This window comes from Lentzea sp. NPDC051213 (assembly GCF_044455585.1).
In the GTDB taxonomy this organism is placed as follows: Bacteria; Actinomycetota; Actinomycetes; order Mycobacteriales; family Pseudonocardiaceae; genus Lentzea.
This window is the reverse complement of record NZ_JBITEX010000003.1, coordinates 841510-859181: the sequence shown is the minus strand read 5'-3', so window position 1 is coordinate 859181 and position 17672 is coordinate 841510. Positions and strand designations below refer to the sequence as shown.

General features: G+C 69.0%; 17 protein-coding genes. 12 read left to right on the top strand and 5 right to left on the bottom strand.

Features of this window, described 5'->3' with window-relative positions; translation table 11 throughout:
• Window positions 1–8 precede the first annotated feature (8 nt).
• The 7 genes from ACIA8G_RS17050 to ACIA8G_RS17020 all read left to right on the top strand — a co-directional run bounded on the left by ACIA8G_RS17050 (window position 9) and on the right by ACIA8G_RS17020 (window position 6922).
• Window positions 9–209 (top strand): Trm112 family protein, encoded by a 201-nt coding sequence (locus ACIA8G_RS17050; RefSeq protein WP_189154297.1) that lies wholly within the window; start codon window positions 9–11, stop codon window positions 207–209.
• A gap of 4 nt (window positions 210–213) precedes the next feature.
• Window positions 214–1281 carry a hypothetical protein gene (locus tag ACIA8G_RS17045; RefSeq protein WP_396419426.1) on the top strand — a complete coding sequence of 356 codons (1068 nt, stop codon included), beginning with the start codon at window positions 214–216 and terminating at the stop codon, window positions 1279–1281.
• Between the two features lie 19 nt (window positions 1282–1300).
• Window positions 1301–2515: a mannose-6-phosphate isomerase, class I gene (gene manA / locus ACIA8G_RS17040; RefSeq protein WP_396419425.1), complete on the top strand. Its 1215-nt coding sequence runs from the start codon at window positions 1301–1303 to the stop codon at window positions 2513–2515.
• Window positions 2516–2559: 44 nt separating this feature from the next.
• Window positions 2560–3483, top strand: a complete 924-nt coding sequence (locus ACIA8G_RS17035) for a cation diffusion facilitator family transporter (RefSeq protein ID WP_396419424.1) — start codon at window positions 2560–2562, stop codon at window positions 3481–3483.
• Between the two features lie 77 nt (window positions 3484–3560).
• Window positions 3561–5096 carry an amino acid permease gene (locus tag ACIA8G_RS17030; protein WP_396419423.1) on the top strand — a complete coding sequence of 512 codons (1536 nt, stop codon included), beginning with the start codon at window positions 3561–3563 and terminating at the stop codon, window positions 5094–5096.
• Between the two features lie 10 nt (window positions 5097–5106).
• Window positions 5107–5562: a MarR family winged helix-turn-helix transcriptional regulator gene (locus ACIA8G_RS17025; RefSeq protein ID WP_396419422.1), complete on the top strand. Its 456-nt coding sequence runs from the start codon at window positions 5107–5109 to the stop codon at window positions 5560–5562.
• A gap of 124 nt (window positions 5563–5686) precedes the next feature.
• Window positions 5687–6922, top strand: a complete 1236-nt coding sequence (locus tag ACIA8G_RS17020; protein WP_396419421.1) for a glutamate mutase L — start codon at window positions 5687–5689, stop codon at window positions 6920–6922.
• Here the strand turns inward: ACIA8G_RS17020 and ACIA8G_RS17015 are convergent.
• Window positions 6919–7131: a helix-turn-helix domain-containing protein gene (locus tag ACIA8G_RS17015; RefSeq protein WP_396419420.1), complete on the bottom strand. Its 213-nt coding sequence runs from the start codon at window positions 7129–7131 to the stop codon at window positions 6919–6921. The genes ACIA8G_RS17020 and ACIA8G_RS17015 overlap by 4 nt on opposite strands.
• Window positions 7131–7610 carry a DUF2975 domain-containing protein gene (locus ACIA8G_RS17010; RefSeq protein ID WP_396419419.1) on the bottom strand — a complete coding sequence of 160 codons (480 nt, stop codon included), beginning with the start codon at window positions 7608–7610 and terminating at the stop codon, window positions 7131–7133. The genes ACIA8G_RS17015 and ACIA8G_RS17010 overlap by 1 nt, the downstream gene beginning before the upstream one ends.
• A gap of 78 nt (window positions 7611–7688) precedes the next feature.
• Here ACIA8G_RS17010 and ACIA8G_RS17005 point away from each other — a divergent pair, with 78 nt between their 5' ends.
• Window positions 7689–8267: a TetR/AcrR family transcriptional regulator gene (locus ACIA8G_RS17005; RefSeq protein ID WP_396419418.1), complete on the top strand. Its 579-nt coding sequence runs from the start codon at window positions 7689–7691 to the stop codon at window positions 8265–8267.
• On the opposite strand, the gene ACIA8G_RS17000 is transcribed toward ACIA8G_RS17005, so the two are convergent.
• Together ACIA8G_RS17000 and ACIA8G_RS16995 are read right to left on the bottom strand one after the other, a co-directional pair.
• Window positions 8260–8784: a GNAT family N-acetyltransferase gene (locus ACIA8G_RS17000; RefSeq protein WP_396419417.1), complete on the bottom strand. Its 525-nt coding sequence runs from the start codon at window positions 8782–8784 to the stop codon at window positions 8260–8262. The genes ACIA8G_RS17005 and ACIA8G_RS17000 overlap by 8 nt on opposite strands.
• A gap of 9 nt (window positions 8785–8793) precedes the next feature.
• Complete coding sequence (locus ACIA8G_RS16995) at window positions 8794–11199, bottom strand: hypothetical protein (protein ID WP_396419416.1); 2406 nt, start codon at window positions 11197–11199, stop codon at window positions 8794–8796.
• Between the two features lie 98 nt (window positions 11200–11297).
• On the opposite strand from ACIA8G_RS16995, the gene ahcY reads away from it, so the two are divergent.
• The 3 genes from ahcY (at window position 11298) to ACIA8G_RS16980 (ending at window position 15709) form a co-directional block, all read left to right on the top strand.
• Window positions 11298–12761, top strand: a complete 1464-nt coding sequence (ahcY, locus tag ACIA8G_RS16990; RefSeq protein ID WP_396419415.1) for an adenosylhomocysteinase — start codon at window positions 11298–11300, stop codon at window positions 12759–12761.
• 52 nt (window positions 12762–12813) lie between these two features.
• Entirely contained in the window at window positions 12814–13284 is a 471-nt protein-coding gene (locus ACIA8G_RS16985) for a hypothetical protein (RefSeq protein WP_396419414.1), read from the top strand.
• A gap of 346 nt (window positions 13285–13630) precedes the next feature.
• Complete coding sequence (locus ACIA8G_RS16980) at window positions 13631–15709, top strand: hypothetical protein (protein ID WP_396419413.1); 2079 nt, start codon at window positions 13631–13633, stop codon at window positions 15707–15709.
• A gap of 148 nt (window positions 15710–15857) precedes the next feature.
• Here the strand turns inward: ACIA8G_RS16980 and ACIA8G_RS16975 are convergent, their stop codons facing one another.
• Entirely contained in the window at window positions 15858–16826 is a 969-nt protein-coding gene (locus ACIA8G_RS16975; protein WP_396419412.1) for a hypothetical protein, read from the bottom strand.
• 142 nt (window positions 16827–16968) lie between these two features.
• Between ACIA8G_RS16975 and ACIA8G_RS16970 the strand changes: the two genes are divergently transcribed.
• A complete protein-coding gene (locus tag ACIA8G_RS16970; protein ID WP_396419411.1) occupies window positions 16969–17613 on the top strand; it encodes a dTMP kinase in 645 nt (214 codons plus the stop codon).
• Window positions 17614–17672 lie beyond the last annotated feature (59 nt).

Sequence of the window (17672 nt, the reverse complement as noted above, 5' to 3'; positions counted from 1 at the left end):
AGAACACCGTGGCCGTCAAGCTCGAAGAGCAGTTGCTGGAGATTCTCGCCTGCCCGTGCCCAGAGCACGCGCCCTTGCAGGTCGGGACGCCGAGCGACCCGGAAGCGGACTTCCTCACGTGCACCGCGTGTGGTCGTTCGTTCCCGGTGCGCGACGGCATCCCGGTCCTGCTGCTGGACGAGGCGGTCGAGCCGCCCTCGGCTGGGTGACCTGGTGCTCGACGACACGCTGCTCGACGACCCGAGCCGGCTGGCCGATGCGGACACCGGTGGCTGGCTGCGCGCTGCCGCACGGGCGGGAGCGCAGGTCCGCTCCACCGTGGAGGCCACGGCCGAAGCCGGTGTCGAGCGGATCTTCTCCGAACGCCCGCGCGCGGTCGTGCTGATCACCAGACCCGGCCACTCGGTCGCGGTCGCGGGCGTCGTCATGGCGTTGCTCGGCCCCGGCTGCTCGGTGCCGGTCGTGGTGTCCGACGAGGTGCCGCCGTGGGTCGGCGCGCTCGACGTGGTGCTCGCCCACACCGAGGACCCGAGCGACCGGGTGCTCGCCGAGTCGATCTACCGCGCTTCCCGGCGTGGCGCGCGCACGCTGCTGACCGCCCCGGACTCCGGTCCGGTCGCCGCCGCGGCGGCGGGTCAGGCCGTGCTGCTCGCACCACGGGTGGAGGTGCCGCCCGGCTTCAGCTTCCACCGCGCGCTCGCCGCGTGGATCGTGGTGCTGAACTCGCTGGGCCTGCTCAAGATCGACGTCGACCTGATCGCCGACGAGCTCGACCGCGAGGCCGAGCGCGATCACCCGATGCACGAGTCGTTCGTGAACCCGGCGAAGTCGCTCGCGCTGCGCGTCGCCGACCGCACGCCGCTGCTGTGGGGCCTCGACGAGGTCGCCGCGGCGGTCGGTGTGCACGGCGCGGGCGTGCTGGCGGCGTTCGCCGGTGTGGCGAGCGACGTCTCCGGGTATTCACAAGCGCTGACCCGCCCGGTGCTGCACCGCCGCGCGGTGCAGGGGACTTCTGGTGCAGACCTGTTCGCCGACCCGGACGACGACCTGGGGTCTCCGAGTCTCGTGCGGGTGTTGTTGCTGGCCGTGCGCCAGGGCCCGGTGGCCGATGCTGTGCGGCACGCCGCCGAGGACGCCCTGCCGGGAGCCGATGTGCTCGAGCCGGCCGTCGAGGTGGCGGGAGGCGACGCGGTCTGCGCCGCGCTGCTCGCGCTGCGCTTCGAACTGGCCGCGCTGTACCTCGGGCTCGCCGCCGGAACGCTCGGCGGCAACCCGTACTGATTTGGGAGCTGACTTAGAAGTGGACCTGCTGCACAACGCGGTAAGGCCGTACGCGTGGGGCTCGCGCACGGCCATCGCCGAGCTGCTCGGGAAGGAGGTGCCCGCACCCCATCCCGAGGCTGAGCTGTGGATGGGCGCCCACCCCGGCGACCCGTCCCGCGTGCTCGGCGCGGACGGCGTCGAGCGCTCGTTGCTCGACCTGCTGACCGAGGACCCGGACGGCCAGCTCGGCGCCCGTGTCGCCGAGCGGTGGGGCAGCAGGCTCCCGTTCCTGCTCAAGGTGCTCGCCGCCGAGGAGGCGCTGAGCCTGCAGGCACACCCGTCCGCGGCGCAGGCCGCCGAGGGCTTCGCGGCCGAGGAGGCCGCCGGCGTGCCGCGCGACGCCGCGGTGCGCAACTACAAGGACCCGGCCGCCAAGCCGGAACTGATCTGCGCGTTGACCGAGTTCCACGCCCTCGCCGGCTTCCGGGCGCCGGACCGCACGGTCGCGCTGCTGCGCACCTTGGACGCGCCCGCGTTGTCGCCGTACACCGAGATGCTGGTGGCGCAGCCGGACTCGTCGGGCCTGCGAGCGCTGTTCACGATGCTGATCACGCTGCCGCAGACGTCGTTGAGCACGCTGCTGCCGCAGGTGCTCGACGCGTGCGTGCTGCACGTGAAGGAGCACGGCGAGTTCGACGTCGAATGCCGCACGATCCTGGAGCTCGGCGAGTCCTACCCCGGTGACGCCGGCGTGCTGGCCGCGTTGCTGCTCAACCGGATCGTGCTGCAGCCGGGCGAGGCGATCCACCTGCCCGCCGGCAACCTGCACGCGTACCTGCGGGGTACGGGCATCGAAATCCTGGCGAACTCGGACAACGTCCTGCGCTGCGGCCTCACCCCGAAGCACGTCGACGTGCCGGAACTGTTGCGGGTGCTCGACTTCGCCTGCGGTGACATGCCGGTGCTGCTGGGCGACGAGATCTCGCCGGGCGTGCGGGTGTACCGCACTCCCGCGCCGGAGTTCGAGCTGTCCCGGCTGGACCTGGTGAACGAGACGCGGATCAACCACGACGGCCCGCAGATCATGATCTGCACGTCGGGTGCCGCGGTGCTGACGAACGCGCGCGGCGACGAACTCCGGCTCGTGCGCGGCGAGTCCGTGTGGCTGCCCGCGTCGGACCCGGCGGTGCTCGTGCGACCGGATGGTGTTGAATCCGCCCAGCTTTTCCGCGCGACCGCGGGAACGGACTAAGGTTCACGACCGGACAAACCGGACGGTTCAGCGAGGAGACAGGCGTGTCAGCAGGGGGCGGAACCAAGGCCATCGTCGCGGCATTGGTGGCGAATGCCGGTATCGCGGTGGCCAAGTTCGTCGGATTCTTGATCACCGGGTCGTCGTCGATGCTGGCGGAGTCGGTGCACTCGGTCGCCGACACGTCGAACCAGGGACTGCTGCTGCTCGGCCAGAAGACGGCCCAGCGCAAGGCGACCAAGCTGCACCCGTTCGGCTACGGCCGCGACCGGTACTTCTGGTCGTTCGTGGTGGCGCTGATGCTCTTCAGCCTCGGCTCGGTGTTCGCGCTGTACGAGGGCATCCACAAGCTGCAGGCGCCGGAGGCCCTGACCAGCCCGCTCGTCGCGGTGGGCATCCTCGTGGTCGCCATCGGCCTGGAGACCTACAGCTTCGTCACCGCGATCAACGAGTCGAAGAAGATCAAGGGCGACGCCAGCTGGTGGGGCTTCATCCGCAACTCCCGCACGCCGGAGCTGCCGGTCGTGCTGCTGGAGGACCTCGGCGCGCTCGTCGGTCTGGTGCTCGCGCTGCTCGGTGTCGGGCTCACCGTGGTCACCGGCAACCCGGCCTTCGACGCCCTCGGCACGATCGCCATCGGTGTCCTGCTGGGCATCATCGCGGTCATCCTGATCATCGAGATGAAGTCGCTGCTGATCGGTGAGGGCGCGTCCGACGCCGACCTCGAAGTGATCATCGACGAGTTGGCGGCTGGCAAGGTGCAGCGCGTCATCCACATCAAGACGCAGTACATCGGGCCAGAGGAGATCCTCGTCGCGGCCAAGATCGCGCTGCACCCCGGGCTGCAGCTGGACGAGGTCGCCCAGGCGATAAACGACGCCGAGCAGCGCGTCCGGAACAAGGTTCCGCACGCGCGGCTGATCTACCTGGAGCCGGACCTGGACCGGTCCACGGTCACCAACGTCTGACTGGGTGAGCTGTAGGGATTTCGCATGCCGGGTACCTCTAGGGTGGGCCGATCGGTTCCATCAAGGAGGTATGCACCGTGCCGGGCAACGGGTTGTGGCGCACCAAGTCGATCGAGCAGTCGATCGCGGACACGGACGAGCCGGACACCAAGCTCCGCAAGGATCTGACCGCCTGGGACCTGACAGTCTTCGGCGTCGCGGTGGTCATCGGTGCCGGCATCTTCACACTCACCGCGAGCACCGCCGGCAACCTCGCGGGGCCGTCGGTGTCGCTGTCGTTCGTGCTGGCGGCGATCGCGTGTGCGCTGGCCGCGCTGTGCTACGCCGAGTTCGCCTCGACGGTGCCGGTCGCGGGTAGCGCGTACACGTTCTCCTACGCGACGTTCGGCGAGTTCGCGGCGTGGATCATCGGCTGGGACCTGGTGCTGGAGTTCGCGGTCGGCTCGGCCGCGGTGGCCAAGGGCTGGTCGGCCTACCTGCAGACGACGCTGGGGCTCATGGGTCTCGACGTGAAGACCGAGGTGGGCGACGGCTTCAAGTTCGACTGGGGCGCCGTGCTCCTCGTCGCGGTGATCACGGTGCTGCTGGTCATCGGCACGAAGCTCAGCTCGCGGGTCAGCGCGGTGATCACGGCCATCAAGGTCGCGGTGGTGCTGCTCGTGATCGTGCTCGGCATCAGCTACATCAAGGCCGAGAACTACACGCCGTTCATCCCGCCGGCCGCCGAAGGTGGCCCTGCCGCGCACACGGGCATCGAGCAGTCGCTGTTCTCGCTGATCACCGGCTACTCGGGCAGCACGTACGGCGTGCTCGGCATGCTGGCCGCGGCGAGCATCGTGTTCTTCGCGTTCATCGGCTTCGACGTCGTGGCGACCACGGCCGAGGAGACGAAGAACCCGCAGAAGGCAGTGCCGCGCGGCATCCTCGGCTCGCTCGCGATCGTCACGGTGCTGTACGTCGCCGTCACGCTGGTGATCACCGGCATGGTGCCGTACACGAAGCTCGCGACGCAGCCGGACGGCACGCGCGCGACGCTCGCCAGTGCGTTCTCGGACAACGGGGTCGACTGGGCGGCAACGGTGATCTCGGTCGGCGCGCTCGCCGGTCTGACCACGGTCGTGATGGTGCTGATGCTCGGCCAGAGCCGCGTGCTGTTCGCGATGTCGCGCGACGGCCTGCTGCCGCGCAAGCTCGCGAAGACCGGCACCCACGGCACGCCGACCCGCATCACGATCATCATCGGTGGTCTGGTCGCGGTCGCGGCGGGCTTCTTCCCGGCCGGCAAGCTGGAAGAGATGGTGAACGTCGGCACGCTGTTCGCGTTCATCCTCGTGTCCGCGGGTGTGCTGGTGCTCCGCAAGTCGAGGCCGGACCTGGAGCGCGGGTTCAAGGTGCCGCTCGTGCCGCTGGTGCCGATCCTCGCGATCCTCGCCTGCCTGTGGCTGATGCTGAACCTGACCGCGCTCACCTGGGTCCGGTTCATCGTCTGGATGGCGCTCGGTGTCGTCGTCTACTTCGCCTACAGCCGCCGCAATTCGGTGCTCGGCAAGTCGGGGCACGCGAGGGTGGAACCGGAGCCGGTCATCAAGCACGGAGAAGAACCGGGCATCTAACCTTCGTGCCATGGGTAACGCGCGGTGGCTCTCAGAGGAGGAGGGGCACGCCTGGCATCACTTCGTTCAGGCGTACCACCTCCTCGAGAGGCAGATCGAACAGCAGTTGCAGCGCGACGCGGGCCTCTCGCACGCGCAGTACAACGTGCTGGTCGTCCTGTCCGAACAACCGGCCAACCGCATGCGGATGACCGAGCTCGCCCGCCGCGTGGTGGTATCGAAGAGCTCGCTCACCTACCAGATCGGCAAGCTGGAGAAGTCGGGACTCGTGCGGCGCGAACCGCACGAGTCCGACGAGCGCGGCATCCTCGCCGTGCTGACCGACGCGGGGAAGGCCCTGCTGCAGACCACCGCGCCCGGTCACGTCGAGACGGTCCGCGAGTACCTGATCGACCTCTTCACGCCGGACCAGCTCACGCAGCTCGGTTCGTTCATGCAGGTCGTGCACGAGAAAGCGGACGACTAGGAAGTCGCCCAAGCCAGAACTTCCTACCCGCAGTCGTGTTTGGCGCGAAAAGCACGCTCGCGGCCCCACGGCGTGCCTTCGAGGATCACCTTGGGCGTGAGCTTCATAGTGGCAAGCTTGCCCCGTGATCCTGTGTCTCGACGTCGGTTCCACCTGGACCAAGGCCGCCCTCATCACCCCCGAGGGCGAGCTGGTCAGGACCGGGCAGCACCCGACCACGCCGCCCGAGGTGCTGCGCGGCATCGACGCGTTGCGCGCCGAGGTGGGCGACGGCGAGATCCTGGCGTGTTCGTCGGCCGGTGGTGGGCTGCGGCTCGCGGTCGTCGGTCAGGAACGCGTGGTGAGCGCCGAGGCCGGCTACCGGGTCGCGTTGTCGGCGGGCGCCAAGATCGTGCACGTCAGCGCGGGCCCGGTCGACGTCAAGGCGTTGCGGGCGGCCACACCGGACCTGGTCCTGCTGGTCGGCGGCACGGACGGCGGCGACCAGTCCGTCCTGCTGCACAACGCCGCGAAGCTCGCCCGCGTGGCCGTGCCGATCGTGCTCGCGGGCAACATCGAGGCGCAGCCGGAAGCGTTGCGGCTGCTGAGCGCACGAACCGTGATGGCGTGCCCGAACGTGCTGCCGGACGTCGGCCAGCTCGCCCCCGAACCCGCGCGCAGGGCGATCAGGGCGGCGTTCCTCCAGCACGTGATCGGCGGCAAGGGACTCTCGCGCGGGCCGCGGTTCCGGCAGCTCGTGCGCGCCGTGACGCCCGATGCGGTGCTGGCCGGTGTGTCCAGGCTCGCCGCACAGGACCGCGAGGGTGCCGTGCTGGTCGTGGACGTGGGTGGCGCGACCACGGACGTCTACTCAGCCGTGTCCACAGTGGACAGCGAAGGTCTGGAGCGGACGGTCGCGCTGCCGCCGGACCGCCGCACGGTCGAGGGTGACCTCGGCATGCGCTGGTCGGCGCCGGGAGTGGTGGCCGAGGCGCTGGCCGAACGCCTGACGACCGAGGATCTTGCTGCAGAAGCGCAGAAGCGTGCCGAGAACGTCGGCTGGCTCCCCGACGACCCGGCGGTCGACGTGAAGCTGGCGTCGTTCGCGGCGATCTTGGCTGTGCGCAGGCACTTGCGGCAGGTCGACGGCCAGCTCGGACCACACGGCGCGGGACTGCTCGTGCTCTCCGGCGGCGTCTTCCGGCACACGCCGGACATCACGCCGATCATCAACGCGCTGCGCGACGACCCGGTGCTGCGGCCGGTGCTGCGGACCGCCGAGATCACCGTCGACCGCGACTACGTGCTGGCACCGGTGGGCCTGCTCGCCGAGTCGGGGCGGCTCGAGGCCGCCGACCGACTGGCGAAAAGGCTGGCCTAGGGTTCCTCGTCGACGAACTCCAGGATGTCGCCGGGCTGGCATTCCAGCACCCGGCACATGGCCTCCAGCGTGCTGAACCGCACGGCCTTGGCGCGACCGTTCTTCAGCACCGCGACGTTGGCCGGCGTCAGCCCGACCTTCTCCGCGAACTCGCCGACGCTCATCTTGCGCTTGGCGAGCTCGACGTCGATGCGCACGACGATCGGCATCAGATCACCGCTTCCATGTCGGCGCGCAACGTCGTGGCCCGCTGCAGCAGCGCCCGCATCACGACCAGCACGAGCCCGATCACGGAGACCCCCGTCGTGAAGAGGAAGAACAACACCAGCACACCGGGGTCGTCCGCGTTGAAGCCGACCCAGACGAACACCCCGACCAGCACCACCCACGCGGCCCCGATCGCCCAGACCATCACGTTGACCCACCTGATCGCGGCGTCGGTGAAGATCAGATCTTTGCGCACCAGCGTGAGCAGCTTCCACGTGGCGACGATCACCACCTGCACGCACACCACCCAGAACACCGAAACGATCGTCGAGGGCCACCTCAGGTAGGCCTCCGCGGGGTTCTGCTGCGCCATGTACGCGTACGAACCAGGGATCGACAACGTCTCGAGCACGACGAGGATCCCGAACAGCGCCACGAGGAACACCCGGAGGGCTGTCACCGCCCAGCGTTCAGCAATCATGCGATCGAGTATCGGTAGTGATCTATCGAAAGTCAATCGGTAGCGATCGTGTCACGGCAGGTCTCTACAGTGATCGGCGTGGGACTGCGTGAGCGCAAGAAGACCGAGACCCGAGCGGCGCTGTCAGCGGCCGCACTGAGGCTCGCCCTGGAGAAGGGCGTCGACAACGTGCGGGTCGACGAGATCGCCGAAGCGGCGGACGTCTCGCCCCGCACCTACAACAACTACTTCGCCAGCCGCGAACAGGCGATCGTTGCGGGCATCACCGCATCTCGGGTGTTGCAGGTCGCTTCGGCTCTTGAGTCCAGGCCGTCCGACGAGCCCCTGGTCGAGTCGCTCATCGCGGCCTTCGCCGAGCAGTACCGCGAACCGCCGTCCGACGCGCTGGCTCTGATCACCTCGACCCCGTCGTTGCGCGAGGCCTACCTGGACTCGGTGTCGTCGATGGAGCCGCCGATCGCCTCGGTGATCGCCGCCCGGCTGGGCAAGTCCGAACTGGGCGCCTCGGTCCTGGCCGCCGCGGTGTCAGCGGCCGCGCGGCTCGCCGTGCAGCGCTGGGTGGACGTGCGCCCGTCCGGACTGGTCGTGGTCCCGGCCGGGTCCATCGAGGACCACCTGCGCGAGGCCATCGGCCACCTGGAGCCGGCGCTCAGGTGAGCTCGCCGGCGAGCACGCACATCAGCAACTCGTCGTGCCACTCGCCGTCGCGGAAGAAGGCCTGCCGCCGCCGTCCGTCGACCTGGAAGCCGATCTTCTCGTAGGACCGGATGGCGCGGCTGTTCGCCTCCACGACGGTGAGCTCGATCGAGTGCAGCCGCATCGTGCCGAACCCGTACCGGCAGGCCGTGCGCAGGGCGTCCGTGCCGTAGCCGCTGCCCCACTGCTCCTGCTCGCCGATGTAGATGTCGACCTCGGCGCGCGCGTTGATCGGGTCAGCGTCCCTCAGCACGACAACGCCGATGAGCATGCGCTCTTCCAGCGTCTCGATGCAGAAGGTGACCTTCTCGTAGGAGTTGTCGCTGCGGTCGGCGAAGCGTTTGCGGATGGCGGCGAGCGACTCGTGGAAGTAGCTCTGGAGCCAGCGCATGACGTTCTCGTCGTTGTGCCAGCGGTAGAAGGCGTCGGCGTCCTCCGGTTCGACGGGTCGCAGTCGGACGAGGTCTCCGGTCAGCATGACCGCAGACTAGGAGCCGCCCAACGCGTCCCGCGACCGACTTTCGGGCCTGCGCGCGAACGGCAACGACGGCGACTCCGGCGTGTCCACCTGCATCAGCCCGGCCGCGATCGCCACCGCCCGATCCCACTCCGGATCCGACGTGTAGTCCGAGTGCGCCGACACCCCGGACCGCCACCGCCGTCCCGGGAACGGCCCCCGCTGCGGATCCGGCAACCAGTGATCGCCACCCAGGACAAGAGCCCCGGTAGGCCCGCGCAACGCCGGTGCCAGCGCGCCTTCCGAGCCGTCCGCGCGGTAGCCGACGCCGAGCAACATCCCGTCGAACACCTGCCGCCGCCACGTCGTCACCGCGCCGCCCAGCGGATCGGTGCCGCGGCACAACGCGCGCCAGCGTCCGTCGAGCCCGCCGGCCAGCCTGGCCAGCGAAGCGTGCGGCACCACGGCCGGGAACGCCCGCGGGTACGCCCACTGCAGCTGCGAACCCGCCGTCACCATCCCGATCCGCTCACGGTCGTGCGCGGGCAGTTCTTCGAGCAACCGGGCCGCCGCGACGGCGACGAGCAGCGAGCCCTGCGAATGTCCACAAAGGACCACGCGGACGCCGGGGTCGCGCAGGTGGTCCTGGACGCGGGAAACCAGCTCCGGTACCACTTTCAGGGCGTAGCAGGGCGGCACGATCGGGTGCGCCTCGCGCGGCCAGAACTGCGCGATGTCCGCGATGATCCCCAGCCGCCGCCCGGACTCGGGCTGTCGCGCGGCCAGGTACACGGCCCGCAGCAGCGACACCGCCAGTAAACCGAGCACGAACACGCCGAAGGCCGAGAACGGCAGCGTCCAGGAGGGCAGCGGCACGTTGCTCACCCGCAGCAACGTGGCCAGGACGGCGCCGACCACCAGCACCGAGGCGATGATCAGGATCAGGTGGTGGCCGTGGTTGCGTTCCCAGCGCGCCCACCACCACGCCCGCGTCGCGGCGCGCAGGTCGCGCATGCGGCCGGAGTGCAGCAGGGAGGCCTCGCGCGCCCACAGCTTGCCCTTGCGGAACGCCCGCCACCGCACCGCGCCCGTGAAGGACCCCACCGCGAAAATGCTCAGCAGTCCCAACGCTCCGGCAACGCCCCACAGCAGGGTGATGTAGTCGTACCCGACCGGTAGCCGCAGCTCCGAGCCCAGCGCCTTGCGCACCGGCAGTGCGATCCCGGCACCGAACCCGCCGCCCAGCAGACCGGCGATCGCCAGCACGGGCGCGGAGAACCAGCCACCGGCCCACGGTCGCAGTTCGCGCGGCAGTGAGGCCCAGGACTTGCGGGCCAGCAGCGCGGCGGGCACCAGCATCAGGCCGAACAGCACCAGCACGAACGCCAGCAGCAGCGCGACCACCTGCACGGTCACGTCCGCGCCGGGCACCCGTGCGGGCAGTTGCTCCTGCAGTCCCAGCGTCGTCAGCACCAGCATCGCCGACAGCACCAGGAACACCCGCCGCGGCCGCCGCGAGAGCGCCGCGCGCAGCCACTTCCCGCCGCGGTGCGGGGTGCCGCCGGTCGGGTCGTCGAGCAGGAGCACGGCCAGCAACGACAGCCCGATGAAGACCAGCGCGACGGCCCACGCCACGGTGATCGCGACACCCATCGGCCCGCTCGCCGTGAGCTGCTTCAACGGGCCGCCCAGGGCGATCAGCGCGGCCGTGGCGAGCGCGGTCACGACGTGCAGCGAGCGCAGCGCCGGCGTGTCCGGATCAGTGGCGACGTGCGCGCCGGGCAGGCCGGACGGCGGCCGCTGCTCGTCCTCCTCCGCCTCGGCGATCTCTTTGCGCTCGATCCGCCAGTCGACGTGCGAGATCCGCCGCATCACCGCGATGAGCAGCACCATCGGCAGAAGTCCGCGAAACGTGCGGAACCAGGGAAAGGTCCGCACATCGGCCGGAATGCTGGTCAAACACGTGGTACCCGGTCGCAGACACTGGGCCGCGAGCAGGTCGAGGCTCACCACGGAGACCTGCGCGACCAGCAGTGCCGTCAGCAGCAGCGCGAACACCCGCAGCAACGACCGCAGGCCGAGGCCCAGCAGGTGAGCAGGCAGGTTCCGCTCCGGAACGGGAGGCAGCATCCAGTGCGCGACGTTCGCGATGCTGAACGGGAAAAGCAGCGCCCAAGTGGCCTTGGCCACACCTCCGGACGTCATGCCGCCCCACAGGTAGCCCTCGACGACCCGGGGCATCGGCCGCCCCTCGGTCTGCAGCACAGGACCCGGCGCCGGCCTGCGGAGTCTGTCGGCAGGACGGACGATTCGCCCGATCCCGTCACCGGCAACGTCCACGGCCGCAACGGCGTCGACCAGCGTTTGCGGCGTCGTGCCCTGCACGCCGTGCACCCGCAGTTCGACGACACGTGTGTCCGGGCCCGCGATCAACACCCGAGACCTCCCTCACCCAAAGTAGGGGTCATAGTGGTGCATAGGTGGGCGGTATGGTCGGACGACACCCTCTCTGAAGTGCCCTGGAGGACTTCTCAATGACCGCGGACCGGTTGCAGACCCGCAACGGCATCGACTTCGCAGTGGCCGACCTGTCGCTCCACGAGTTCGGTCGCAAGGAGATCCGCCTCGCCGAGCACGAAATGCCCGGCCTGATGGCGTTCCGCCGCGAATACTCCGGGGTGTACCCGCTCAAGGGTGCGCGTATCTCGGGCTCGCTGCACATGACGATCCAGACCGCCGTCCTCATCGAGACGCTGGTCGACCTGGGCGCCGAGGTGCGCTGGGCCTCCTGCAACATCTTCTCGACCCAGGACCACGCGGCCGCCGCTGTCGTCGTCGGCCCGTACGGCACGGAGGAGGAGCCCAAGGGCATCCCCTGTTTCGCCTGGAAGGGCGAGACGCTGCCGGAGTACTGGTGGACCGCCGAGCAGATGCTCACCTGGCCCGACGGCAAGGGCCCGAACATGATCCTGGACGACGGCGGCGACGCGACGCTGCTCGTCCACAAGGGCGTCCAGTACGAGGCGGCCGGCGTCGTCCCGAACACCGAGGAAGATGACCCGGAAGAGTGGCAGATCGTCCTCGCGACGCTGCGCAACTCGCTCGCGGCGGACGGCAAGAAGTGGACGAACATCGCCGAGAGCATCCGCGGCGTCACCGAGGAGACCACGACGGGCGTCATGCGCCTGTACCAGCTGGCTGCCTCCGGTGAGCTGCTGTTCCCCGCGATCAACGTCAACGACGCCGTGACGAAGTCGAAGTTCGACAACCGCTACGGCATCCGCCACTCGCTGATCGACGGCATCAACCGCGGCACCGACGTCCTGATGGGCGGCAAGGTCGCGGTCGTCTGCGGCTACGGCGACGTCGGCAAGGGCTCGGCCGAGTCACTGCGCGGCCAGGGCGCTCGCGTGATCGTCACCGAGATCGACCCGATCTGCGCACTCCAGGCGGCCATGGACGGCTACCAGGTCGCTCGCCTGGAGACCGTCCTCCCGATCGCCGACATCGTCATCACGACGACCGGCAACAAGGACGTCGTCACCGTCGAGCACATGGCGCAGATGAAGCACCAGGCGATCCTGGGCAACGTCGGCCACTTCGACAACGAGCTGGACATGGCGGGCCTGCAGCGCTACCCCGGCATCCGCAAGAACAACATCAAGCCGCAGGTGGACGAGTGGGTCTTCCCGTCGGGCCGCACGATCATCGTGCTGTCCGAGGGCCGCCTGATGAACCTGGGCAACGCCACCGGCCACCCGTCGTTCGTCATGTCGAACTCCTTCTCGAACCAGGTGATCGCTCAGATCGAGCTGTTCACCAAGTTCAAGGAGTACGACAACGAGGTCTACCGCCTGCCCAAGGTGCTGGACGAGAAGGTCGCGCGCATCCACCTCGAGGCGCTCGGCGGCGAGCTGACCAAGCTCACCAAGGAGCAGGCCGAGTACATCGACGTGGACGTCGAAGGCCCGTTCAAGGCGGACCACTACCGGTACTGAGTTCTGCTTTTGACAGGGGTCTCCCGTGCACGATGCGGGAGACCCCTGTTTCATGTCCGTCGTGGGATTCTTCGGCACGTATGCCTACGAGAACGGCTCTTGGACGACCCTGTCCGAGGGCGAGCTGCCGCCGCTGGTGGAGCCGTGGCTGTGGATCGACATCCACGACAGCGACATCACGTCGGTCGTCTACGCGCCGCACGGGCCTGGAACCGGTGTCGCTTACCTCGGGCTGACGCCGCGTACCTACTTCGAGAACGAGAGCGCCTCGGATCCCACTGATGTCTCGGTCGAGGCTGCTGGGCTGGCGGCGTGGTGGGCGTCACAGCGGTCCGCCTCTGCTGCGGAGTGTGCGGCCAAGCAGGAGGAGTTGGCCGGGTATCTCGCCGCGGACGAGGAGCCGGACATCGAGTGGGACGAGTCGGAGGACGTCGAGATCGATGATGCCGAGGTGTTCGTCGAGGTGAAGACGGCTCGGTTCCTCGGGGTGCTGGGGCTGCCGCTGCCTACCGAGCTCAGCTGAGGGCGTGCCGCTGCTTTGCGCGAGGTGTAGCGCTCCCGAACCGGACGCAACTCAGGTGATGGAGAAAAAACAACAGCGTGCCCAAACGGGCGGACCTGCGCTGAGGCGGTGAACGAGTTCGGCTTTACGACGGAAGGCACGAGGTCTGGGGCGAGGACGCGGTCGTGCCGTTGATCGACGCCAGTTCCGGCACCCGCGCCGCCGCGAGCGCGACTACAGCGGGTTCGGGCCGTACACGTTCGACCGCAAGCAGTGCGAAACGGTGCTGGAGAAGCTCGCGGAACTCGGTTGACGTGCGAGGTTGACTTACCTCGTGCTCACGACCGTCATCCGTAGAACCTTGCGCGTGCCCACGTCGAGTGGAGCCGCCGGTGATGGCCGCGCCGCCGCGATGCAGCTGGACGCCACGCTGCTCAAGGTGGGGTTCAAGGCTTCGAAGGAGTTGCTCGAGCACGTTGCGGGCTTCGCGCGGCCCACCGCGTACACGAAGTCGATCGTGGACGCCGTTCGCGGCCTCGTGGGCGACGACGTTCAGCACAGCCCGTACTTCATGACTTTCCCGCACGACGTTCCGGACACCGCGGAGTTCTGGTCGGAGTGCCTGCGTGACGCGCTGGCGAAGCAGGTGCCGGCGGAACGCCTGCGCGTCAACGGCTTCTTCAACCTGTTGGCGATGCCGATGTACGGCACCCGCCGGCACACGTACGAGGAGCTGCTCGAGGCGCATGACGAGCTGATCCCGTCGATCAAGGACAAGCTCACCGTCCTGCACCTCGGCGGCACGCTCGAAGAGGAGACCCGCCGCGTCTACCGCGATCTGGCCGCGAGTCCGACCGTGCTCGGTGAGGCTGATCTGGCGCTGTTCATCGAGCTCGCCGAGTTGATCACCGAGGTGCCGGACACCATCACGCTGCGGGAGAACCGCGCGGTGATCAACGCCGCTCGTCTCGGTGCCGGTCGTGCGCCGGTCGCCGTCGACACCGTCACCGACGTGCTTCGCCTGGTCTGTCAGGCTTCCGGCGGCGACGTGACGCTGCTCGAACCGACCCGCTTCCGGTCGTTCCGGCGTCCGGAGCGGCGCATCCTGCTGGCCGCGCTCGACGAGGTCGTCGCGCGGAATCCCGGCAAGCTCGGCGATGTCGGGCAGCGCAGGGAGGCGTGGAAGCGGCTCGGTGAGCGCCTGCACCCGCACGAGCACGACCAGTGGCCGCACGCGCAGGACGTGTTCGCGGTGGCGCGTGGTGACAAGGCCGCGCGGTCCTTCGCCGGTCGGACGGAGATGGCGTTCCAGGACAACGACATCCGCAGGGCCGTCGAGATCCTCAGCGCCGCGCCCGGCATGTTGTTGCGTCAGCTCGACCGGCTGCTCCGGCACGGCGGTGAGGACGACGTGCCGGTCATCGTCGAGGCCGTGCGCAAGGCCGCACCCGAGGTGTCCGGCCGCGTGCTGTGCTCGGTGCTGGAACACCTGGAGAACCGGGGAAAGCCCGACGTCGCAAGGGTCTTCGCCAACCGGTCGCGCCGCGCGTGGATCGCTGACGACACGCGGCCACCGCTCGACGCGGCCGCGGTGGAGGCCGTCACGGCGGCGCTGGAGGACGAGCTTGTTCGCAGGCTGCCCGCGGTGTCACGGCTGACCGTCGATCCCGGAGCGCTCGACGTCGTGGTCCCGTTGTCCGGCAACACCTCCGAGGACGGTTTCGGTGTGTGGCCGCGCGGCTCGAAGGTGAGGCTGGACGGTGAGCTGTTGCGGCTGTTCACGTACTGGCGTCAGCACGAGGAGCGCACGGACTACGACCTGTCGGCGGTGCTGCTCAACGACAAGCTCGAGCACGTCGGGCACGTGTCGTGGACGAACCTCAGCGACGACGGTGCCTACTACTCGGGCGATCTCACCGACGCGCCCGCTGGGGCCACGGAGTTCATCGACGTGCCGAGGGACGCGGTGCGGACCAGGTACGTCGTGCCGCAGGTGAACCACTTCGCGGGGGAGACCTTCGCCGAGGTCGCCGAGTCGATGTTCGGCTTCATGACGCGGGACCTCGCCCACAAGGGCATGCCGTACGAGCCGAGCACCGTGCAGGCGCGCATTCCCTTGCGCGGCTACGGCAACGTCGCTGTGCCCATCATCTTTGAGCGGACCGACGACGGGTGGGTCGGGACTTGGCTGCACCTGTACCTGCGCGGCACGCCGTGGGCGAACCAGGTCGAGGACAACCGCGACCTCGTCCGGCTCATCACCGGGGGAGTGTTGCGCCGCAAGTACTTCACCGTCGAAAGGCTCGCGGAGCTGATCCGTCGCAAGGCCACTGTGGACGGTCCGGAGCTGCACATCGCCTTGGAGCGGCCGGAGGGTCGTGACGTGGTCACGGTCGACCAGCTCGCGAAACTGCTGGAACCCGAAGGCGCAACGCTGCTAGCGTGAGCCCAGCGAGGCTATGAGAGTGCTTCCTTCTAACAACCTCGGAAATTAGCGCTCTCGCTTTCCTCGCCCTCGCTCGGGGACGTGTGTCCGCGGAATGCGCGGACCACGTCGCTCGGAGTGTCCTCTGGGGACACCCCAGACCCCGGGCCTAACTCCATTCGACGGCGATGCCGGCAATTCCTGGCCCGACATCGCCGAAGTACGCGCTGACGACGCCGCCGAGCCCGCACACCAGCTCCTCGACGTCGACCGGCGTGGCATCCGCCGAGGCGCGGAACTGCTTCATGCAGCGCGCCGGCATCGCCCGCCGGTGGAACGAGAGCTGCACGAGGTACGAGCCGCAGACGTCGCGGAACGTCCGGTGGTGCCCAGGAGTCGCGCTGCCGGTGTCGTCCACGATCGTGAAGCTGAAGACGTGTTCCTCACCGGCCGCGAGCCGCCGGTCGAACAGCATCTCCACCGCCAGGTTGCGGGAAGCGCTTTCCCGGCGCAGACGCCCCTGCCGGCATCCTTCGCCGGCTCTCACCATCGCGTTCTCGATCAACGAGCCGTCGTCGCCGCGGTGCACCGCCAGGTACCGGTCCGGGCCCTGACGCACCGCCCGCACGACCAGGCGGGTGGTGATCGAGCGCTGCTCGCGGTGCATGCCCAGCTGCACGGTGTCGTGCACGGACAGCACTTCGAGGTCGGCGTTGCCGCGCGCGGCCTCCGGCACCGAGTCGAACGAGGCCAGCAGCGGCGCGGGCTCCGGCCAGGTCGCGACGGGGCGCGCGGCGTAGGTGTTGGCGTTGCGCGGTCCGATCAGGTCCAACAGGGACGACGGCGGTAGGCGCAGCACGGACTCCAGCGCGCGCACCGTGCCGATAGCGCGGGGTACTTCAGGGTGGCGCAGGCCGCGTTGCCAGTACGACAGCGTGGACTGGCCTACCTGGACGCCGAGTTGTTCGAGGTGGGCGCGCAGCCGTGCGAGCGAGAGGCCCCGGTGGGCGATCGCCTCGCGCAGTGCGCGATGGAACGGCCCGTAGCGCAGCGTCTCGGCGAGAGGGGTCGGTAGACCCCCGGTCGGGTGGCCGATCGGCTCGTCGACCGACCCGGCGTGCCCGGAATCCGCGGCCACCGCGGCACCTACCCTTCACACGCGCCGTGTGACTGTTCACCGTAGTCACTCGTTCTGGTGATCGAAAGATCGGATTTCGCCCGTGTGGGGGACGCGTGGCGGCCGTGTGAGTGGCGGGGGCGGCTGCGGTTAGGGTTCGCGCGTGGGAAAGCTCGTCGTGATCGAAGGCCTGGACGGGGCCGGTAAGCGCACTCTCGCCAACGGACTGACGGAGGCGATCGAGGCGCAGGGCAGGACCGTGACCAGCCACGCCTTCCCGCGTTACGGGCAGAGCGTGCACGCGGACCTGGTCCGCGACGCCCTCTACGGCAAGGTCGGCGACCTCAGCGACTCCGTCTACGGCATGGCCGTTCTCTACGCGCTGGACCGGCGCGGCGCGGCCGACGAGATCCGCAAGGACCTCGAAGAGCACGACGTGGTGCTGCTTGATCGTTATGTGGCGTCCAGTGCCGCCTACAGCGCGGCGCGTCTGCACCAGGACGAGAACGGGGAGTTCGTCCGGTGGGTGCGCGAGCTCGAGATCGACCGCTTCGGGCTGCCCGTTCCTGATCTTCACCTGCTGCTGCGCGTGCCCGTGGAGGTCGCGGCCGAGAGGGCGGCGAAGCGCGAGCAGGACGACGACTCGCGGGCCCGTGACATTTATGAATCCGATGGCGGGCTGCAGGCCAGGTGCGGCGTCGTTTACGACGGATTGGCGAAGATCGGCTGGCTCGCGCCGTGGCAAGTGGTCGACGGGCGGTCAAACGTGAACTTTCATTCGCTATTGGGACCACTCTTCACTCCTTGAGTGGTCGCTCACGTGCGTACCCGTTGACACGATCGTGTATCCGGCACGTCACTGTGAGT

Coding starts and splice junctions, on each gene's coding strand:
- ACIA8G_RS17025 (WP_396419422.1), top strand. CDS start 5,107: ATGGGTAACGCGCGGTGGCTCTCAGAGGAGGAGGGGCACGCCTGGCAT.
- ACIA8G_RS17015 (WP_396419420.1), bottom strand. CDS start 7,131: ATGCCGATCGTCGTGCGCATCGACGTCGAGCTCGCCAAGCGCAAGATG.
- ACIA8G_RS17010 (WP_396419419.1), bottom strand. CDS start 7,610: ATGATTGCTGAACGCTGGGCGGTGACAGCCCTCCGGGTGTTCCTCGTG.
- ACIA8G_RS17000 (WP_396419417.1), bottom strand. CDS start 8,784: ATGCTGACCGGAGACCTCGTCCGACTGCGACCCGTCGAACCGGAGGAC.
- ahcY (WP_396419415.1), top strand. CDS start 11,298: ATGACCGCGGACCGGTTGCAGACCCGCAACGGCATCGACTTCGCAGTG.
- ACIA8G_RS16985 (WP_396419414.1), top strand. CDS start 12,814: ATGTCCGTCGTGGGATTCTTCGGCACGTATGCCTACGAGAACGGCTCT.